Source organism: Arthrobacter sp. HLT1-20 (genome assembly GCF_054510895.1).
In genome coordinates, this window is record NZ_JBTNDR010000007.1 from 70,597 (window position 1) to 85,585 (window position 14,989).

The 14,989-nt window shown below is 64.2% G+C and carries 12 protein-coding genes; 9 read left to right on the forward strand and 3 right to left on the reverse strand.

All coding sequences use genetic code 11. The features are described from left to right. Positions 1 to 63 precede the first annotated feature (63 nt). Positions 64 to 2,037 (forward strand): HNH endonuclease signature motif containing protein, encoded by a 1,974-nt coding sequence (locus tag ACX80Q_RS06015; RefSeq protein ID WP_459329618.1) that lies wholly within the window; start codon positions 64 to 66, stop codon positions 2,035 to 2,037. Here the strand turns inward: ACX80Q_RS06015 and ACX80Q_RS06020 are convergent. The 3 genes from ACX80Q_RS06020 to ACX80Q_RS06030 form a co-directional block, all read right to left on the reverse strand. Continuing rightward, positions 2,034 to 3,113: an adenylate/guanylate cyclase domain-containing protein gene (locus ACX80Q_RS06020; RefSeq protein WP_459329619.1), complete on the reverse strand. Its 1,080-nt coding sequence runs from the start codon at positions 3,111 to 3,113 to the stop codon at positions 2,034 to 2,036. The genes ACX80Q_RS06015 and ACX80Q_RS06020 overlap by 4 nt on opposite strands. A gap of 41 nt (positions 3,114 to 3,154) precedes the next feature. Further along, complete coding sequence (locus ACX80Q_RS06025; protein ID WP_459329620.1) at positions 3,155 to 3,616, reverse strand: PH domain-containing protein; 462 nt, start codon at positions 3,614 to 3,616, stop codon at positions 3,155 to 3,157. A 76-nt stretch (positions 3,617 to 3,692) separates the two neighbouring features. Next, positions 3,693 to 4,718: a biotin--[acetyl-CoA-carboxylase] ligase gene (locus ACX80Q_RS06030; RefSeq protein WP_459329621.1), complete on the reverse strand. Its 1,026-nt coding sequence runs from the start codon at positions 4,716 to 4,718 to the stop codon at positions 3,693 to 3,695. A 336-nt stretch (positions 4,719 to 5,054) separates the two neighbouring features. On the opposite strand from ACX80Q_RS06030, the gene ACX80Q_RS06035 reads away from it, so the two are divergent. From ACX80Q_RS06035 to ACX80Q_RS06070, 8 genes are all read left to right on the forward strand, one after another. Next, on the forward strand, positions 5,055 to 6,638 hold the full coding sequence (locus ACX80Q_RS06035; protein WP_459329622.1) for an acyl-CoA carboxylase subunit beta: 1,584 nt from the start codon (positions 5,055 to 5,057) through the stop codon (positions 6,636 to 6,638). After that, positions 6,635 to 6,868 (forward strand): acyl-CoA carboxylase subunit epsilon, encoded by a 234-nt coding sequence (locus ACX80Q_RS06040; protein ID WP_459329623.1) that lies wholly within the window; start codon positions 6,635 to 6,637, stop codon positions 6,866 to 6,868. The genes ACX80Q_RS06035 and ACX80Q_RS06040 overlap by 4 nt, the downstream gene beginning before the upstream one ends. 38 nt (positions 6,869 to 6,906) lie before the next feature. Beyond that, complete coding sequence (locus tag ACX80Q_RS06045) at positions 6,907 to 8,637, forward strand: DUF885 domain-containing protein (protein WP_459329624.1); 1,731 nt, start codon at positions 6,907 to 6,909, stop codon at positions 8,635 to 8,637. A 183-nt stretch (positions 8,638 to 8,820) separates the two neighbouring features. After that, on the forward strand, positions 8,821 to 10,248 hold the full coding sequence (locus ACX80Q_RS06050; protein WP_459329625.1) for a dicarboxylate/amino acid:cation symporter: 1,428 nt from the start codon (positions 8,821 to 8,823) through the stop codon (positions 10,246 to 10,248). A gap of 157 nt (positions 10,249 to 10,405) precedes the next feature. Beyond that, positions 10,406 to 10,786: a YbjQ family protein gene (locus ACX80Q_RS06055; RefSeq protein WP_459329626.1), complete on the forward strand. Its 381-nt coding sequence runs from the start codon at positions 10,406 to 10,408 to the stop codon at positions 10,784 to 10,786. A 126-nt stretch (positions 10,787 to 10,912) separates the two neighbouring features. Further along, positions 10,913 to 11,554 (forward strand): TetR/AcrR family transcriptional regulator, encoded by a 642-nt coding sequence (locus ACX80Q_RS06060; RefSeq protein ID WP_459329627.1) that lies wholly within the window; start codon positions 10,913 to 10,915, stop codon positions 11,552 to 11,554. Positions 11,555 to 11,625: 71 nt separating this feature from the next. Next, positions 11,626 to 14,295, forward strand: coding sequence for an MMPL family transporter (locus ACX80Q_RS06065; RefSeq protein ID WP_459329628.1), 2,670 nt, complete (start codon positions 11,626 to 11,628; stop codon positions 14,293 to 14,295). 198 nt (positions 14,296 to 14,493) lie between these two features. Further along, a complete protein-coding gene (locus tag ACX80Q_RS06070; protein ID WP_459329629.1) occupies positions 14,494 to 14,961 on the forward strand; it encodes a hypothetical protein in 468 nt (155 codons plus the stop codon). Positions 14,962 to 14,989 lie beyond the last annotated feature (28 nt).

Here is a 14,989-nt window from a genome sequence, read left to right on the forward strand (position 1 = left end):
ATTTTATCCACATACCAGAACATACATTTCAAGAATGTCAGTGCCTTGTCCTAAAATTAATGTATGGAAGCAACGGCAAGGACGCCGGGAAATCCCGGATCCACAAGGGCGCGGCAAGCGGTGGGGCAGCACATCCACCAGCTTCTCCGGCTTGCCGCAGCGCTGGTCCCGGCCGCTAGTCCTTCAGTCGATTCCGAAGTGCCAACCATTGCGGCGCCGTTGGGGGTGGATTTGACGGGCCTCACGGATTCCCAGGTCATCAGCTGGGGCCAGTCCTTGGAGCATCTGGACCACATCCTCTCCGCCCTGCAGGTGCAGGCAGCAGGAGAGCTCGCCGCGCGCACCCGGGCGTCGCGGTTCAGCGACGCCGGATTCACCAAGCCCGTGGCCCTGCTGACCACCTTCCTAGCGCTGGGAGCTGCCGAGGCTTCCCGCCGGTTGCGCCTGGCCGATCACTTTCTCCCCGTCACGGACCTGATCACTACCGTGACCACCCCGCCCGCCCAACCCATCCTGGGATCGGCGTTCTTCAGCGGGGAACTCTCCCAGGAGCAGGCCCTGGTGGTTTCCGGCTTCGCGGACGACGCCCGCCATCTCGCGGATGCCGGACGTATTACGGAGCAAAGCGCCCAAGACCTTGAAACCACCCTGACCAGTTATGCCAAAGATGAGCCACCGGATTTCCTGCGCCGCATCGGCACCCGGGCCGTCAACCTCTTGGATCCGGACGGGCAGCAGCCCAGCGACGGCGAGCTGCTGGCCAAGCAGGGCATTTTCTTTAGGAACCCCCGCCGCGGCCTGGTCCATGTGGACGGCCACCTGACCGTCGCCCAATACGAAACGCTCATGTCCGCCATAGGATGGGCCACCAATCCCAACGGCCACCTGGATATTGACAGCCTTGAACCTCTGAGCGGCCAAGCATACGCGGAGGGCAGCGAGAGCGCTTCGGTCGGCGGAAGTGGCGCGGTCAGTGGGAGTGGCACAGGCAGTGGGAGTGGCACAGGCAGTGGGAGTGATCCGTTCGACGGGAGTGCCAGCGGTGGCGGGGTTCGGCAACTGCCAGGCCAAATGGAGCTGCAGGACTTCATTTCCACCATGTCCGCGGCGTTCGGCAGCGGACAGGCATCTCCTTCCGCTGTCTGGCCGCCATCCCAGGGACCCATCCCCCAATGGGCGGCGGACCCCGGTGCAGATGAGTTCGGAGCAGATGAGCCCGGAGCAGGCCGTCCGGGAGCAGGCGGTACCTGCAAGAGCGCCGCAAGTACGGCTGTTCCCGCGCCGGAGCCATGGCCGCACCTGGTCAACGGGATCCTTGTGCCCCAGCCCGGATATGAGCAGGACCTCCCCGGCCTTGACCCGATCGACCCCAACAGCACCGACCCGGCCGTGGCGGACAGGCGCAGCCACGGGCAGAAACTGCTCGACGGGCTGATCGACTGCGTCAAACTTGCCGCCAGGACCGGGAAGCTGCCGCTCAACGGCGGGCTGAAATCACAACTGTTCATCAGCACCACGGAGGCCGAGCTTCAGCGACGCACTGCAACCGGCAGCGGAGGCGGCATAGCGTTCCTGCCCTACAGCGGCCCCCAACCCTTGGAACTCTTCACGGTGGAGCTTTGCGACGCAGACGTGACCACCATGATTCTGGGCAACGGCCAGGAGATTCTCAATGTGGGGCGCACCCAACGCCTCTTCACCACGGCGCAACGCAAGATCCTCGTGGCCCGCGATCTGGGCTGCGCCTACCCGGACTGCACAGCCCCGGCCAGTTGGTGCGACGCCCACCACATCATTTCGTGGCAGGACGGCGGCGAGACCAGCGTCAGCAATGGTGTGCTGCTCTGCAGTCTGCATCACCATTTAGTTCACCGCGGCCACTGGACCATTGAGGTTCGCGAGGGTGTGCCGTGGTTCATCCCCGGCTTTTGGCTTGATCCCACTCGGCGGGCCCGACGCAACAACTACCACCACGGGCTGGCGAGGAATGGGCCGCCGGAGCCGCCGCGACCACCAGAGCCACCGGAAGCTGCCTAGTCTACAACCAGGCCCTTGCCCTTGCCGCGCTGGAGCAGCACGGGGGCAATCTCACCAAAACCGCGCACGTTCTCCACGGGCAGCTGGGTCAGGATGAACCTGTCGTCGTTGGTCAGCGCCGAGGCGGTCACGGAGTCAACCAGCACCGTGCCCGGTTCGGCCAATGAGGTCAGGCGGGCAGCCAGGTTCACGGTGGGGCCATAAATATCGCCCAGGCGGGACAGCACGCGGCCCCACACCATGGCCACGCGGGCTTCGGGCAGGAAGTCATCGGCTGCCATGGCCTCGGCCAGGGCCAGGGAAATTTGGGCACCGGCAACAGGCGTTTCGCAGTTGAACAGGACTTCGTCACCAATGGTCTTCACCAGCCGGCCACCACCCACGCTGATGATCTCGGCGCAAATGTTCTCAAAACGCTGCACCAGCTTGGCCAGGGTTTTCTCATTCATGCGCCGGGACAGGGAGGTGTAGCTGACCAGGTCGGCAAAACCAACGGCTCGGGCCAGGGGCAGCGGCGCGTCATCTTCATCGCCGTCGCGCCCCAGTTCGCTGGCAGCCAGGCCCGACTCGGCACGCACTGCCAGGCGCTGGATGCCTGCATTGAGCTGGCGCCGGTAGGAATAGACCAGGAGTTCTTCCAGCGGGGCAATCAGGCTTGGCAGTTCGGACACCACTGCGCGGCGGGCCTCGGCATCGCTGACGCCATGCTCCACCACCAAGTCCTCAACCAGGGCCTCGATCTGCCACACAGCCATCCTGTCCGTCATTTGCCCGATGGAGCGGGTGACGGAGATGGCGGTCTCCTCGGTCAACAAGCCCTCACGGACCATATTGACAACAATTTGCAGCGCTTCCTGGTCGCGCTCGGTGAAGGCCACGTCTTCATCACCAATGTTGGGGAAGCCCATGGCGCGCCAAATTTTGCGAGCAGAGAGCAGTGATACGCCAACTCCGGCAGCAACGTCACGGCGTTTGAGCGTCCGCTCACCGCCCAACAGCTGGGTTTCCAGGGCTTTGGTTTGGTTGCGTGAGGCAGGAGGCAACAGCGGCTCGGGCCGGTCAGTGGTCTCTTCCAAGCTGGCGCAGCTCCTTTTCTCTTGTAAGTTTCGTCAATAGCCTAGTCCCCTTGTTGGGGTGTTTGCTGAATGGAGGCCGTTAACACTGCCGTCCAGGCCTGCTGTGTCTCACTGTTGAACTCCTTCACGACAGGCACTTCCTTTATGGTCCGCATCTTGCCGCGGTACATGTGCAGCTGCAGGTCCCCCGAGCCCACTAGCCTTTGCCGCCAGTTTTGCACGGGGCGCACTTCCTCAATCCCAGCCAGCACGTGGAACTGGGCGTTGCGCCGCCGCGGCCCTCGACGCACCACCAGCCGCTGGTTGGTAAGGACAATGTGGGTCGAAGCCCACCGCAGCACACGCCGCACCGGATAGGCCAGCAGCACCAGCCCCACAACAGTCAACAGCACAACAATTGCGGGTTCCCGCAGCGGCCAGGACTGCGGTGCCCACTGAGCGAAGGGCTCGGGCTGCAACTTCGCCAACGCGGCTGAGGCACCAAGAATGAGCAACAATCCCACCGTGATGGGCCAAAGGAGAACACGGGAGTGGGGCCTAGAGTCAATAAGTACGTACTCCCCCTCCTGTAACCAGCTGCTACGCATAGTTCAGCGTGCCATCGGTTTCTGTGCGGCGTAGATGAATGACATCGCCGGCGCTGACAGGGTGAAGCGTTCCTGCGGCGTCGCGAATCAACAAGCTGCCGTCCACGTCCAGCCCCACGGCGGTTCCGAACAGCATGGCACCGCCGGGCAATTCCGCCCGGACGTCCTGGCCCAGGGTACTCATGTGCTGCGCCGCCAGTTCCAACAAGCTGCGTCCGTCCCCCCTGCTGCCGGACAGGGGTGCGTTCGCGTCGCCAGCTACTGCAACAAATTCGCAGTACAGCGTGGCAAAGGTATTCAGGTACGCAGGCAGCAGCACATTCCTGTCCAGCGATTCCGGGGCCGCGCCTTCCACCAGCAGCGACGTGGCACGGTCAGTGGGGAGCTGATGGGCGCCGGCACTGACATTCACGCCGACACCAACAACCACGCCGGGCCCACCCGTGGTGGACGGCACCAGCTGGGCAAGAATGCCAGCAAGCTTGCGTCCATTCACCACAACATCATTGGGCCATTTCAGGGATGCCGTCACGGCGGTGTGCTCGCGCAGCGCTTCACACAGGGCCACGCCAGCCAGGACGGAAAGCCAAGCGTAGCCCGTCGGAGCGAAGCTGGCAGGAGTGAAGGCAGCGGTAGCGGGTGCTCCGGAAACGGGCGCGGAAGCGGACGTGCCAGAAGCAGGTGCGCCGGAAGCGGACGTGCCAGCTGCACCGGATCCTGCCCGCCCCGCAGCTGCTGGCGCCCGGTCTCCCGGTCGCAGGAAGACGCTTGAGATCATGGCAGCCCCGGCCGGTACCACCCATGCCCGGCCCAAACGGCCCTTGCCTGCTTCCTGGGCGTCGGCTATCAAAACACTCAAATCCGGCCACAGCTGATGCGGGTCGGCAGCATGGCCAGCCAGGTCGGTGTTGGTGGAGCCTGTGGTGCCCACAATCTCCACCCGGCTAAAGGATCCATGAGGGCGCAGCAAGGCAGCCTTCAGTGCAGGCTGGTCAAGTGCTGGTGGGGCGCCGGTCATGCCCACAATCTTATCCGGGGCCTCTGACATTCTCCGCGCAGCCACCACGGAGCCCGGCCCAACGGCGGCACCGCAGCGCCGGGGCGCCCACCCACAGGTCCACAATGCCTCCACCTCACGCCCGGACCCCCGGACCCCACGCCTTCACCCCACGCCCGCACCTCAAGGCCGCGCACGCCACGTGGTGGCGGAACCTGCGACTGTAAAGTGTCGACTTTGTAGGGTTCCTACACACGCACGGCCGGAATACGTTACTAGAATGAACTTAGAGTTTGCCCTTTTGTGCGGTTCCTACTGCGAGGGCTGCCAGCTTCCACCTACTGAGCCGGAGTACCAATGAGCCACGACCTTTCAACGACAGCAGGCAAAATTGCCGATTTCCGCGACCGGATGGCCCAATCGGAAAAGCCCTCAGGGGAAGCTGCCATTGAGAAGCAGCACGCCAAGGGCCGCAACACCGCCCGGGAACGCATTGACCTGCTCCTTGACCCGGACTCCTTCGTGGAGTTTGATGCCCTGGCGGTGCACCGCTCCACAGCGTTCGGCATGGAGAAGAAGAAGCCCCTGGGCGACGGCGTGGTCTCCGGCTACGGCACAGTGGACGGGCGCCTCATCGCCATCTACAGCCAAGACTTCAGCGTCTACGGCGGCTCCCTGAGCCAAGTCAACGGCGAGAAGATCGTCAAGGTCCAGGAATTTGCACTGCGCAACGGCTGCCCTGTGGTGGGCATCAACGACGGCGGCGGCGCCCGCATCCAGGAAGGCGTGGCGTCGCTGGCCATGTTTGCGGATATCTTCCGCAACAACGTGCACGCCTCGGGCGTTGTCCCGCAGATCTCGCTCATCATGGGCCCGTGCGCCGGCGGTGCGGCCTACTCCCCCGCCCTGACCGACTACGTTGTCATGGTGGACAAGACCTCCCACATGTTCATCACCGGCCCCGACGTCATCAAAACCGTCACGGGCGAGGATGTTGACATGGAAACCCTCGGTGGCGCGCGCCAGCACAACAGCACCACCGGCACCTCCACCTACCTGGCCACCGATGAGGCCGACGCCATTGAGTTTGTCCGCGAACTCCTTGACTTCCTGCCCTCCAACAACCTGGCCGAGGCTCCCGTCACCGAGCATGAGCAGGAGTTGGAGCTCGACGCCGGCGACCTCGCCCTGGATGCGCTGATCCCGGATTCGGCCAACCACCCGTACAACATGCGTTCAGTGATTGAGCAGATCGTGGACGACGCCCATTTCCTGGAAATGCAGGCCCTGTACGCACCCAACGTCATGATTGGCTACGGCCGCATTGAAGGCCACACCGTTGGCATCGTGGCCAACCAGCCCATGCAGTTCGCCGGCACCTTGGACATCAACGCCTCGGAAAAGGCAGCCCGTTTTGTCCGCAATTGCGACGCCTTCAACATCCCCATCATCACCCTGGTGGACGTTCCGGGCTTCCTGCCCGGCAAGGACCAGGAATTCCAGGGCATCATCCGCCGCGGCGCCAAACTGCTCTACGCCTACGCCGAAGCCACAGTGCCCAAGCTGACTGTCATCACCCGCAAGGCCTACGGCGGAGCGTACATTGTGATGGGCTCCAAGAAGCTCGGCGCCGACCTCAACTTGGCCTGGCCCACAGCCCAGATCGGTGTCATGGGCGCCCAGGGCGCCGTCAACATTCTTTACCGCCGCGATCTTGCAGCGGTTGAGGCAGAGGGTGGCGACGTTGAAGCTCGCCGCGCCGAGATTGTGCGCAACTACGAGGACGAGCTGCTGAACCCGTACCAGGCCGCCGAGCTTGGCTACGTGGACGCCGTCATTGCCCCGTCCGACACCCGCATCCAGCTCATCAAGGGCCTGCGCGCCCTGCGCGACAAGAGAGCCAGCTTGCCCGCCAAGAAGCACGGGAACATCCCGCTGTGACCACTGACCAGCCGGCTGCCGCCGAGACCGCGCCCGAGCCGTTGCTTACCGTCACCAAGGGCGATCCCACGGCCGAGGAGCTTGCGGCGGTCACCGCCGTCGTCCTTGCCCTGCAAGGCGGCGACGGCGGACAGGAAGCCAAGACTCCAAGCCGGCATTGGGCGCGGCGGGCACTCCTGAAGCTGCCGCCCAAGCCCGGCGCCGGCGCCTGGCGTCGTTCGGGGCGCTAACTTCGAATCTGGTGGCTACGGGGCGGTAGGCTCGGGGCATGACTTTGCCCACACAGCCCGTAACCCGGGCCACCACTGCCATTGACAAGCTTGCCAACTCCTACACGGAGACGCTGCTGGAGCTCGATCCGGGATTTGCCACCACGTTGGGCCGGCCGGGGCGTGAAAGCGAGTATCGCGACCACTCCCCCGCCGGTTTGGCGGCCGCCGAGCAGGCCGCGCGGGATGCCCTGACGGGCCTCGCCACCCTGGCACCGGCGGATTCCGTTGACGCCGTGACCCGCCACGCCATGAACGAGCGTCTGGGCCTGGATTTGGAGCTCCACCACAGCGGCTGGCTGTTGGCGGATCTGAACAACATTGCCTCCCCTGCGCAGGAAATCCGGGCCATTTTTGACCTGATGCCCACCGCCACCGTGACCCAGTGGGAACACATTTCCGCCCGCCTGGTCAACGTGCAAGGAGCCGTGGACGGCTACATTGCCTCCCTGCGGGCCGGTGCGCAGCTCGGCCTGGTGGCCGCCCGTCGGCAGGTTCAAGCCGTCATCGAGCAGTGCGAGCGGCACGCTGCGCCGGACGGCTATTTTGTTTCGCTGGCGCGCGATGCCGCCTTGGAGCCCGCTTCCGCGCCTTCTGCAGCAGCGGACGACGCCGGAACTTCCCTCCCAGCCAACCTCGCCGCCGCGCTGCTCGCCAATGCCGAAGTGGCCCGGGCCGGCTATGGCGCGTTGGTGGATTTCCTGCGCGAGGAATTGCTCCCACAGGCCCCCGCGGCCGATGCCGTGGGTCGTGAACGCTATGCACTTGCCTCACGGCAATTCCTGGGCGCAAGCATTGACCTTGAGGAAACGTACGCGTGGGGTGTCGCCGAACTAGCGCGCATCATCGCCGAACAAGAGGCCGTGGCCCAGCAGATCACACCCGGCGCCTCCATCGAAGAGGCCAAGGCCATACTGAACGCCGACCCCGCCCGCGCCCTCCACGGCACCGAGGCACTCACCACCTGGATGCAGGGCCTGTCCGATGCGGCCATGAACGAGCTTGCCGGCACCCAGTTCGACATCCCGGACATCATGCGCACCCTGGAATGCCGCATTGCACCCACCCAGGATGGCGGTATTTACTACACGGGCCCCTCGGAAGACTTCTCCCGTCCGGGCCGGATGTGGTGGTCGGTGCCTGAGGGCGAGGATTCCTTTACCACCTGGGCAGAGACAACCACTGTGTATCACGAGGGCGTCCCCGGACACCATCTCCAGGTGGCCACGGCCACCTTCCAGTCGGGGCTGCTCAACGAGTGGCGCCGGAACGTGTGCTGGGTGTCCGGCCACGGTGAAGGCTGGGCGCTGTACGCCGAACGGCTCATGGATGATCTGGGCTACCTGGCTGACCCGGGCGACAAAATGGGTATGTTGGACGGCCAGCGCATGCGCGCCGCACGCGTGGTCTTCGACATTGGTGTCCACCTGGAACTGCCCATCCCCGCGGCCTGGGGCACCGGCAACTGGAGCGCCGAGACCGGGCTGGAGTTCCTGCGCGCAAACCTTGACATCTCCGCCGGGCAGCTGGACTTCGAATTCAACAGGTACCTCGGCTGGCCCGGCCAGGCGCCGTCGTACAAGATTGGCCAGCGCCTCTGGGAGGACATCCGCGACGCCCGGGCCACCCGTGATGGTGAAGAATTCTCCCTGCGCGATTTCCACACCCAGGCCTTGAATCTTGGCTCCGTGGGTCTGGACACCCTGAAGATGGCATTGCTGGACAGCTAAAGCTCCCCGCGGAAAAGACGGCGCTTGCGCAATAGGACAGCGGTCATCAGCCGTCCTATTGCGCAGGCGCCGTCATACTTCCTGCCGATGCGGCCATGACGCACGTAACAATCGATTTTGCTATGCGTAACAGGAGGAAACACAAATTTCAGGGTGTTATTGTTCCGCACCTACCGTTGGGCTATGACTTCCACAGCGAGCAACACCAAAGTGTCGAAGCTGCCCAGGTGGGCAAGCTCCTTCGGCGTTCAAATCATTGCCGGCCTCCTCGCCGGCCTTATTCTGGGCCTGATTGCCCGTCAGCTGGGCGGCGACCCCAAAACGGACCCCAACGGCCTGGTCACCACGCTGAGCACCATTGGCAACAGCTACGTTTCCATCCTCAAGGCGGCCGTGGTGCCGTTGATCTTCACGGCAGTGGTTTCCTCCATTGCCAACCTTCGTGAAGTGACCAACGCGGCCCGCCTGGCCTGGAACACCCTGCTCTGGTTTGCCATCACGTCCTTGATTGCCGTGACAATCGGCATTGCACTGGGTGTGCTCTTCCAGCCCGGCGCCGGCACCGGCACCGCAACACCGGCGGAATACACCGGCAAGTCCGGCGACTGGTGGGCCTTCCTTGTTGGCTTGTTCCCCTCCAATTTCCTGGGCCTGAGCGCCTCCACCAAGGCTGCCGAATCCGGTGCCCTGACCACCAGTGTCAGCTTCAACGTCCTGCAGATCCTTGTCATCGCCATTGTGGTGGGCATCGCCGCGCTGAAGGTTGGCAAGGCAGCGGATCCGTTCCTCAAGCTCAACGGCTCCGCCTTGGCCGTCATCCAGAAGGTGCTGTGGTGGATCATCCGCCTGGCCCCGATCGGCACCGTCGGTTTGATCGGAACAGCAGTGGCCACTTACGGCTGGACCACCATTGGCTCCCTCGGCAAGTTCACGGTGGCCATCTACATTGGCCTGGCCATTGTCCTGTTCGTTGTGTACCCGGTGCTGATCAAGACCCACGGCCTGTCCATCAAGCAATACTTCTCGGGTGTGTGGCCGGCTGTTCAGCTGGCTTTCGTGTCCCGCTCCTCGATCGGCACGCTGCCGCTGACTCAGCGCGTCACCGAACGCAACCTTGGCGTGCCCCGCGCCTATGCATCCTTCGCGGTACCGCTGGGTGCCACCACCAAGATGGACGGCTGCGCAGCCATCTACCCGGCCATCGCCGCCATCTTCGTGGCACAGTTCTTCGGCATCCAGCTGGATCTGGGCCAGTACCTGCTCATTGTCCTGGTCTCGGTTCTGGGCTCCGCGGCAACGGCGGGCACCACCGGCGCCGTCGTCATGCTCACCCTGACGCTGTCAACGCTGGGACTGCCGCTGGCCGGCGTCGGACTTCTGCTGGCCGTTGACCCCATCCTGGACATGGGCCGCACCGCCGTGAACGTGGCTGGCCAGGCACTGGTTCCCACCATCGTCTCCAAGCGCCAGGGCATCCTGGATGAGGAGCTGTACAACGCTCCCCGCAACGGCAACCCCTTTGCCGACGACGCCGATGACCTGCTGGCTCAGACGAATGCTGCCAACTCCGCCGACGACGTCGATCCCAAGCGCCAGGCGGCCAACGCCTAGGGCACAGGCACCATTCTGGTAACAGCTCGCTAGCTGGCAGTCCAAACCTCCCGTCCCGGAGGCGATCAAAAGATCGCCGCCGTGGCGGGAGTTTTGCGTTCAGGAAGACGCCGTAGGATCGTGCGGGACAGTACAAAGCCATACACAAAGGACTGCAATGATCATCGTCACCACCAACGACATCCCCGGCTACAAGATCGACGCCGTCTTTGGCGAAGTCATGGGCCTGACAGTGCGCTCACGCCACATCGGCGCCCAGTTCACCGCCAGCTTCCGGGCCTTGGGCGGCGGCGAGCTGCCGGAAATGACCAAGGCACTCTACGAGAGCCGCCAGGAAGTGGTGGCCCGCATGGTCAAGGAGGCGCAGCAAAAGGGTGCCAATGCCATTGTGGCCACACGTTTTGACACCTCTGAGATGGGCGGAAATTGGACAGAAGTGTGCGCCTACGGCACCGCCGTGTACGCCATTCCACTCGCTGAGGGCCAGCCCGGCGCGACCGGTCAGTCCATCTACCTCACGCAAAACCCGCAGGGCTAAATCCGTTCATGCAGGCAGCGTGGCGGGCTGGCGCGCCCAGACCGCACTGGGGGCCGCCCGCCACCCAGCTGTGCGTGGCGGGCTACTGGCTTGCACTTAGTGCAAACTTGCACTTAGTGTAGAGTTGTGAGTTCTTCTGCCCTTCCCACACACCCACCGTTGGCCGATCCGCAACCCTCCCGCCGCGAGCTGAACAAGGCCGCGACGCGAGACGCAATTGCCAATGCCGCCCTCGAATTCCTGCGCAGTGGTGACCTGAACTCCTTCACCGTGGACGACGTCGCCGTGGCAGCCGGCGTCTCCCGGCGCACCTTTTTCAACTACTTTTCCTCCGTGGAAGCGGCCGTTGCCAGCTTCACACAGAACTACCTCGACCAGGTCATTGTTGAACTGGTTGCCCGGCCCACCGACGAGCCTGTGCTGGAATCCGCCCAGATCGCCCTGTCGGCTGTGGGCAGTGCCCGCGATTTGGCCATTCTGGCCGAGACCTTCGCCCTCACCCAGGACCCCCAGCTGGGCCGCTTCCAGCTCCAGGCCTGGGAGGAATGCAGCATGAAGATCACCGAAGTCGCCAGGCACCGCCTGCCCCCAGGCACCGACGAGCTTTACCTATACGCCCTGGTGGGTGCCGTCACGGGCAGCTGCCGGGCGGCCTTCCAGGTCTGGTTCCACAAGCACGGAAGCAACATCACCGAGGAATCGTTGGCAGATTTGCGCGGCTTCTTGGATAGCACCATTTCCCACATTCGAAACGGCTTCAGCCACTAGTTTTTTGCGCTCCGCGCAGCTCAACAGCCTCCGCCCCGCCCGCGTCGGCACCTTTAGAGAATGGAACGATCATGGCCCTCTGGCTCTACAAACTGGGACGGTTCTCCGCCCGTCGTGCATGGCTGGTGATTGCCGCCTGGGCTCTCATCATGGGAATGGTGGGCGGTGCCGCGGCATTGTTCATGGGCCCCATGTCCAACAACTTCCAGATTCCGGGCACAGAAACCCAGCAGATGGCAGACAAGCTGCAAGCCGATCTGCCGGAAGCTTCCGGCGGAACCGGCGCCGTGGTGTTCACCACAACCAATGGTGAGCCATTCACTCAGGCCCAGCAGAAGGCCATCACCGAAGCCCTGGAAACTGTCACCACTGTGCCCACTGTCAAGGGCGTCATCGACCCGTTCCTGACAACCTCGCAGAAGGCTGACGGCGCCGCACAGCTGGCCGACGGAGCCACGGCGCTGGCTGCCGGCGAGGCACAGGCCGCGGCAGAAAAGCCCAAGTTGGAAGCTGCCGCCAAGGAGCTGACCGCAGCGAAGGCCAAGCTGGACGCAGCCCAAGCCCAGCTCGACGCGCAGAAAACCCAGTTGGCCGCCCTGCCTGCTGGCTCACCCCAGGCCGAAGCCGCAGCAGCGCAACTGGCGGCGGCCCAGGCCCAGCTGGACGCCGGCCTGAAGGAGTGGCAGGCGGGCCAGGCCGCGTATGACGCGGGCAAGGCCAAGTTCGACGCCGGGCTGGCAACGCTGGCGGAAAAGAAGGCTGAGCTATCCGCCGGCCAGCGCATGGCAGACGCGGCGGCGGACGTTCTCTTTGTTTCTGAAAACAACAAGGCCGCCATTGGCCAAATCCAGTTCAGCGAGTCCATGAACGCCGTCACTCCGGCCAATCGCGAACTGGTGCAGGAAAAGCTCAACACCTTGGATTCCAGCGGCATCACCGTCTCCTATAGCAAGGAAATTGTGGAGGACGTGTCCTCCCTGTTCGGCATCTCTGAGGTGGTGGGCATTGCGGTGGCAGCCGCGGTGCTGTTGATCATGTTGGGCACCTTTGTTGCCGCCGGCTTGCCGTTGCTCATGGCAGTTGTTGGCGTGGGTATTGGCGTGGGCGGCACCATGGCCCTGACAACCGTCATCGAGATGTCCTCCATCTCCCCCATGCTTGCCCTGATGCTGGGCCTTGCCGTGGGTATTGACTACTCGCTGTTCATTGTGAACAGGCACCGCCAGCAACTCCTGGCCGGTATGGACATGCGTGAATCCATTGCCAAGGCCACCGGCACCTCGGGCAACGCTGTCACCTTCGCAGGCCTGACGGTTGTCATCGCCCTGGCGGCACTCTCCGTCACCGGCCTGCCGTTCCTGGCCATCCTTGGCTTGGCCGCCGCCGCAACAGTCGCCATCTCAGTGCTCATTGCCCTGACGCTGACACCGGCCTTGCTGTCCCTGATTGGCACCCGCCTGATCTCCAAGCGGGCGTGGGCCAAGAACGCGGCCACCCAAGCAGCCCATGACGCCAAGCTGGAAGGTCTGGATGCCAGTGGCAAGGCTGCGGCCGACGAGGCAGCAGATGTTGCCCGCAGTGCCCGTGGGTGGGGCGGACTGGTCACCAAGCACCCCGTGGTTGCCCTGATCAGCGCCGTGCTGGCCCTGGCCGTCATCGCCATCCCGGCGGCGGGTCTGCGTTTGGCTCTGCCCGACGGCGGTTCCGAGCCCGTTGATTCCAGCGCCTACCAGGCGTACTCCATCACCGGTGCCAACTTTGGCGAAGGCATGAACGGGCCCATCATCGTGGTGGGCTCCCTGCCCGCTGGCCTGGACAAGGCCAGCGCCACAGTGCTGAACCTGGATGTTGCCGACCAGCTGCGCCAGGTTCCCAATGTGAAGGCCGCCGTTCCCGTCATGCTCAGCGAAGACCTGCGCACGGCCGTCTACCAGGTCATCCCGGCCGAGGGCCCGGCCAGCGAGGGCACCGTCCAGGTGATTCACGACCTCAGGGACCAGGGCGCCACCATCCAGGCTGATCAGGGTGTCACCATCGGCCTCACCGGCCAGACCGCTGCCAACGTTGATGTCTCGGAGAAGCTGGGAGCGGCGCTGCCGCCCTACCTGGCCATCGTCGTCGGACTTTCATTGATTCTGCTGGTCCTCGTATTCCGCTCCATCCTGGTGCCGCTGCTGGCAACTGCCGGTTTCCTGCTGTCGCTGGTGGCGGCGTTTGGCGGCGTGGTGGCCGTGTACCAGTGGGGTTGGCTGGGTGGCATCTTCGATGTGGCGAACCCCGGCGCCGTGCTGAGCTTCCTGCCGATTATTTTGATCGGCGTGCTGTTTGGCCTGGCCATGGATTATCAGGTGTTCATTGCCTCCGGCATGCGTGAGGCGTACGCGCACGGGCAGGACGCCAAGCAGGCCGTGCGCACAGGATTCAAGCACGCCGCGCCCGTGGTGACGGCCGCCGCGATAATCATGATCAGCGTGTTCTCCGGCTTCATCTTCAGCCACCTGACCATGGTGCGGCCGCTGGGCTTTGCGCTGGCGTTCGGTGTTTTGATTGACGCGTTCGTTGTCCGCATGACAATTGTTCCGGCGGCCATGCACCTGCTGGGCAAAACCGCCTGGTGGATCCCGGCCTGGCTGGATAAGATCCTGCCGGATGTGGATGTGGAGGGCGCCAAGCTGGCCGCCCTGACCGACGTCGACGCCGAGGCGCAGCAGTTGAGCGAGGAACCCGAACCCGTGCGCTAGTGAGTCGCCGCCTAGGCTCCTCGCAGCGCTGACTGGACAGATAGTGCCGCTTCCCCTGTGGGGAGCGGCACTAGCTGTCCAGTGACGGTTGAGCGGGCTCCCCGTTGTGCGCTGCCGCCATGTACACCCGCCCCGCACGCTGCCAGAATGGGAGAACAGTCCCCGCCAGCGGCGCTGCGAGGCACAGGGAGGCACATCGTGAGCGAAGACCCACAGGTCCGCCAGGACCTCACCGCACGCATCCACCACCGCAGGGCCAGCGTCCTTGCCTTTCTGCGCACCGCCCGGCCGCGGCGGAACCGGTTCACCCACATCAGCATCATCGGCAGTGCCCTCGCCGCTGTCTTCACAGTGGGTCCGGCCGTGGGCGGAAGCAGGTTCACCGAATCCGTCCAGGAAGTTTTCTCCCTGCGCGATGACTCCGTAGTGTGGCGGGTCCTGTGCCTGGCCGCCGTGCTGCTCTCACTCGCGGCAGCCGTAGCAACAAATTTGGCCAACTCGCACGCCTTGTCCGCCCAGGTGACGGCAGCCGAGGCCGCAAGCGCCGAACTTGACGGCCTGGAATCCGCGCTGAAGTTCGGCACCCTGCCCACGGACAACGCCGTGGAACTGTACCGGCAATACGTGGCAAAGGTGGCCTTCATCGACGACGCCCCCTTGCACTAGCTGGATCCCCCGGTCGGCACAGGCAAGG

Bases quoted from the DNA above. Each gene is read 5' to 3' on its own strand.
- ACX80Q_RS06015 (WP_459329618.1), top strand. From the start codon at position 64: ATGGAAGCAACGGCAAGGACGCCGGGAAATCCCGGATCCACAAGGGCG.
- ACX80Q_RS06030 (WP_459329621.1), bottom strand. From the start codon at position 4,718: ATGACCGGCGCCCCACCAGCACTTGACCAGCCTGCACTGAAGGCTGCC.
- ACX80Q_RS06035 (WP_459329622.1), top strand. From the start codon at position 5,055: ATGAGCCACGACCTTTCAACGACAGCAGGCAAAATTGCCGATTTCCGC.
- ACX80Q_RS06045 (WP_459329624.1), top strand. From the start codon at position 6,907: ATGACTTTGCCCACACAGCCCGTAACCCGGGCCACCACTGCCATTGAC.
- ACX80Q_RS06050 (WP_459329625.1), top strand. From the start codon at position 8,821: ATGACTTCCACAGCGAGCAACACCAAAGTGTCGAAGCTGCCCAGGTGG.
- ACX80Q_RS06055 (WP_459329626.1), top strand. From the start codon at position 10,406: ATGATCATCGTCACCACCAACGACATCCCCGGCTACAAGATCGACGCC.
- ACX80Q_RS06065 (WP_459329628.1), top strand. From the start codon at position 11,626: ATGGCCCTCTGGCTCTACAAACTGGGACGGTTCTCCGCCCGTCGTGCA.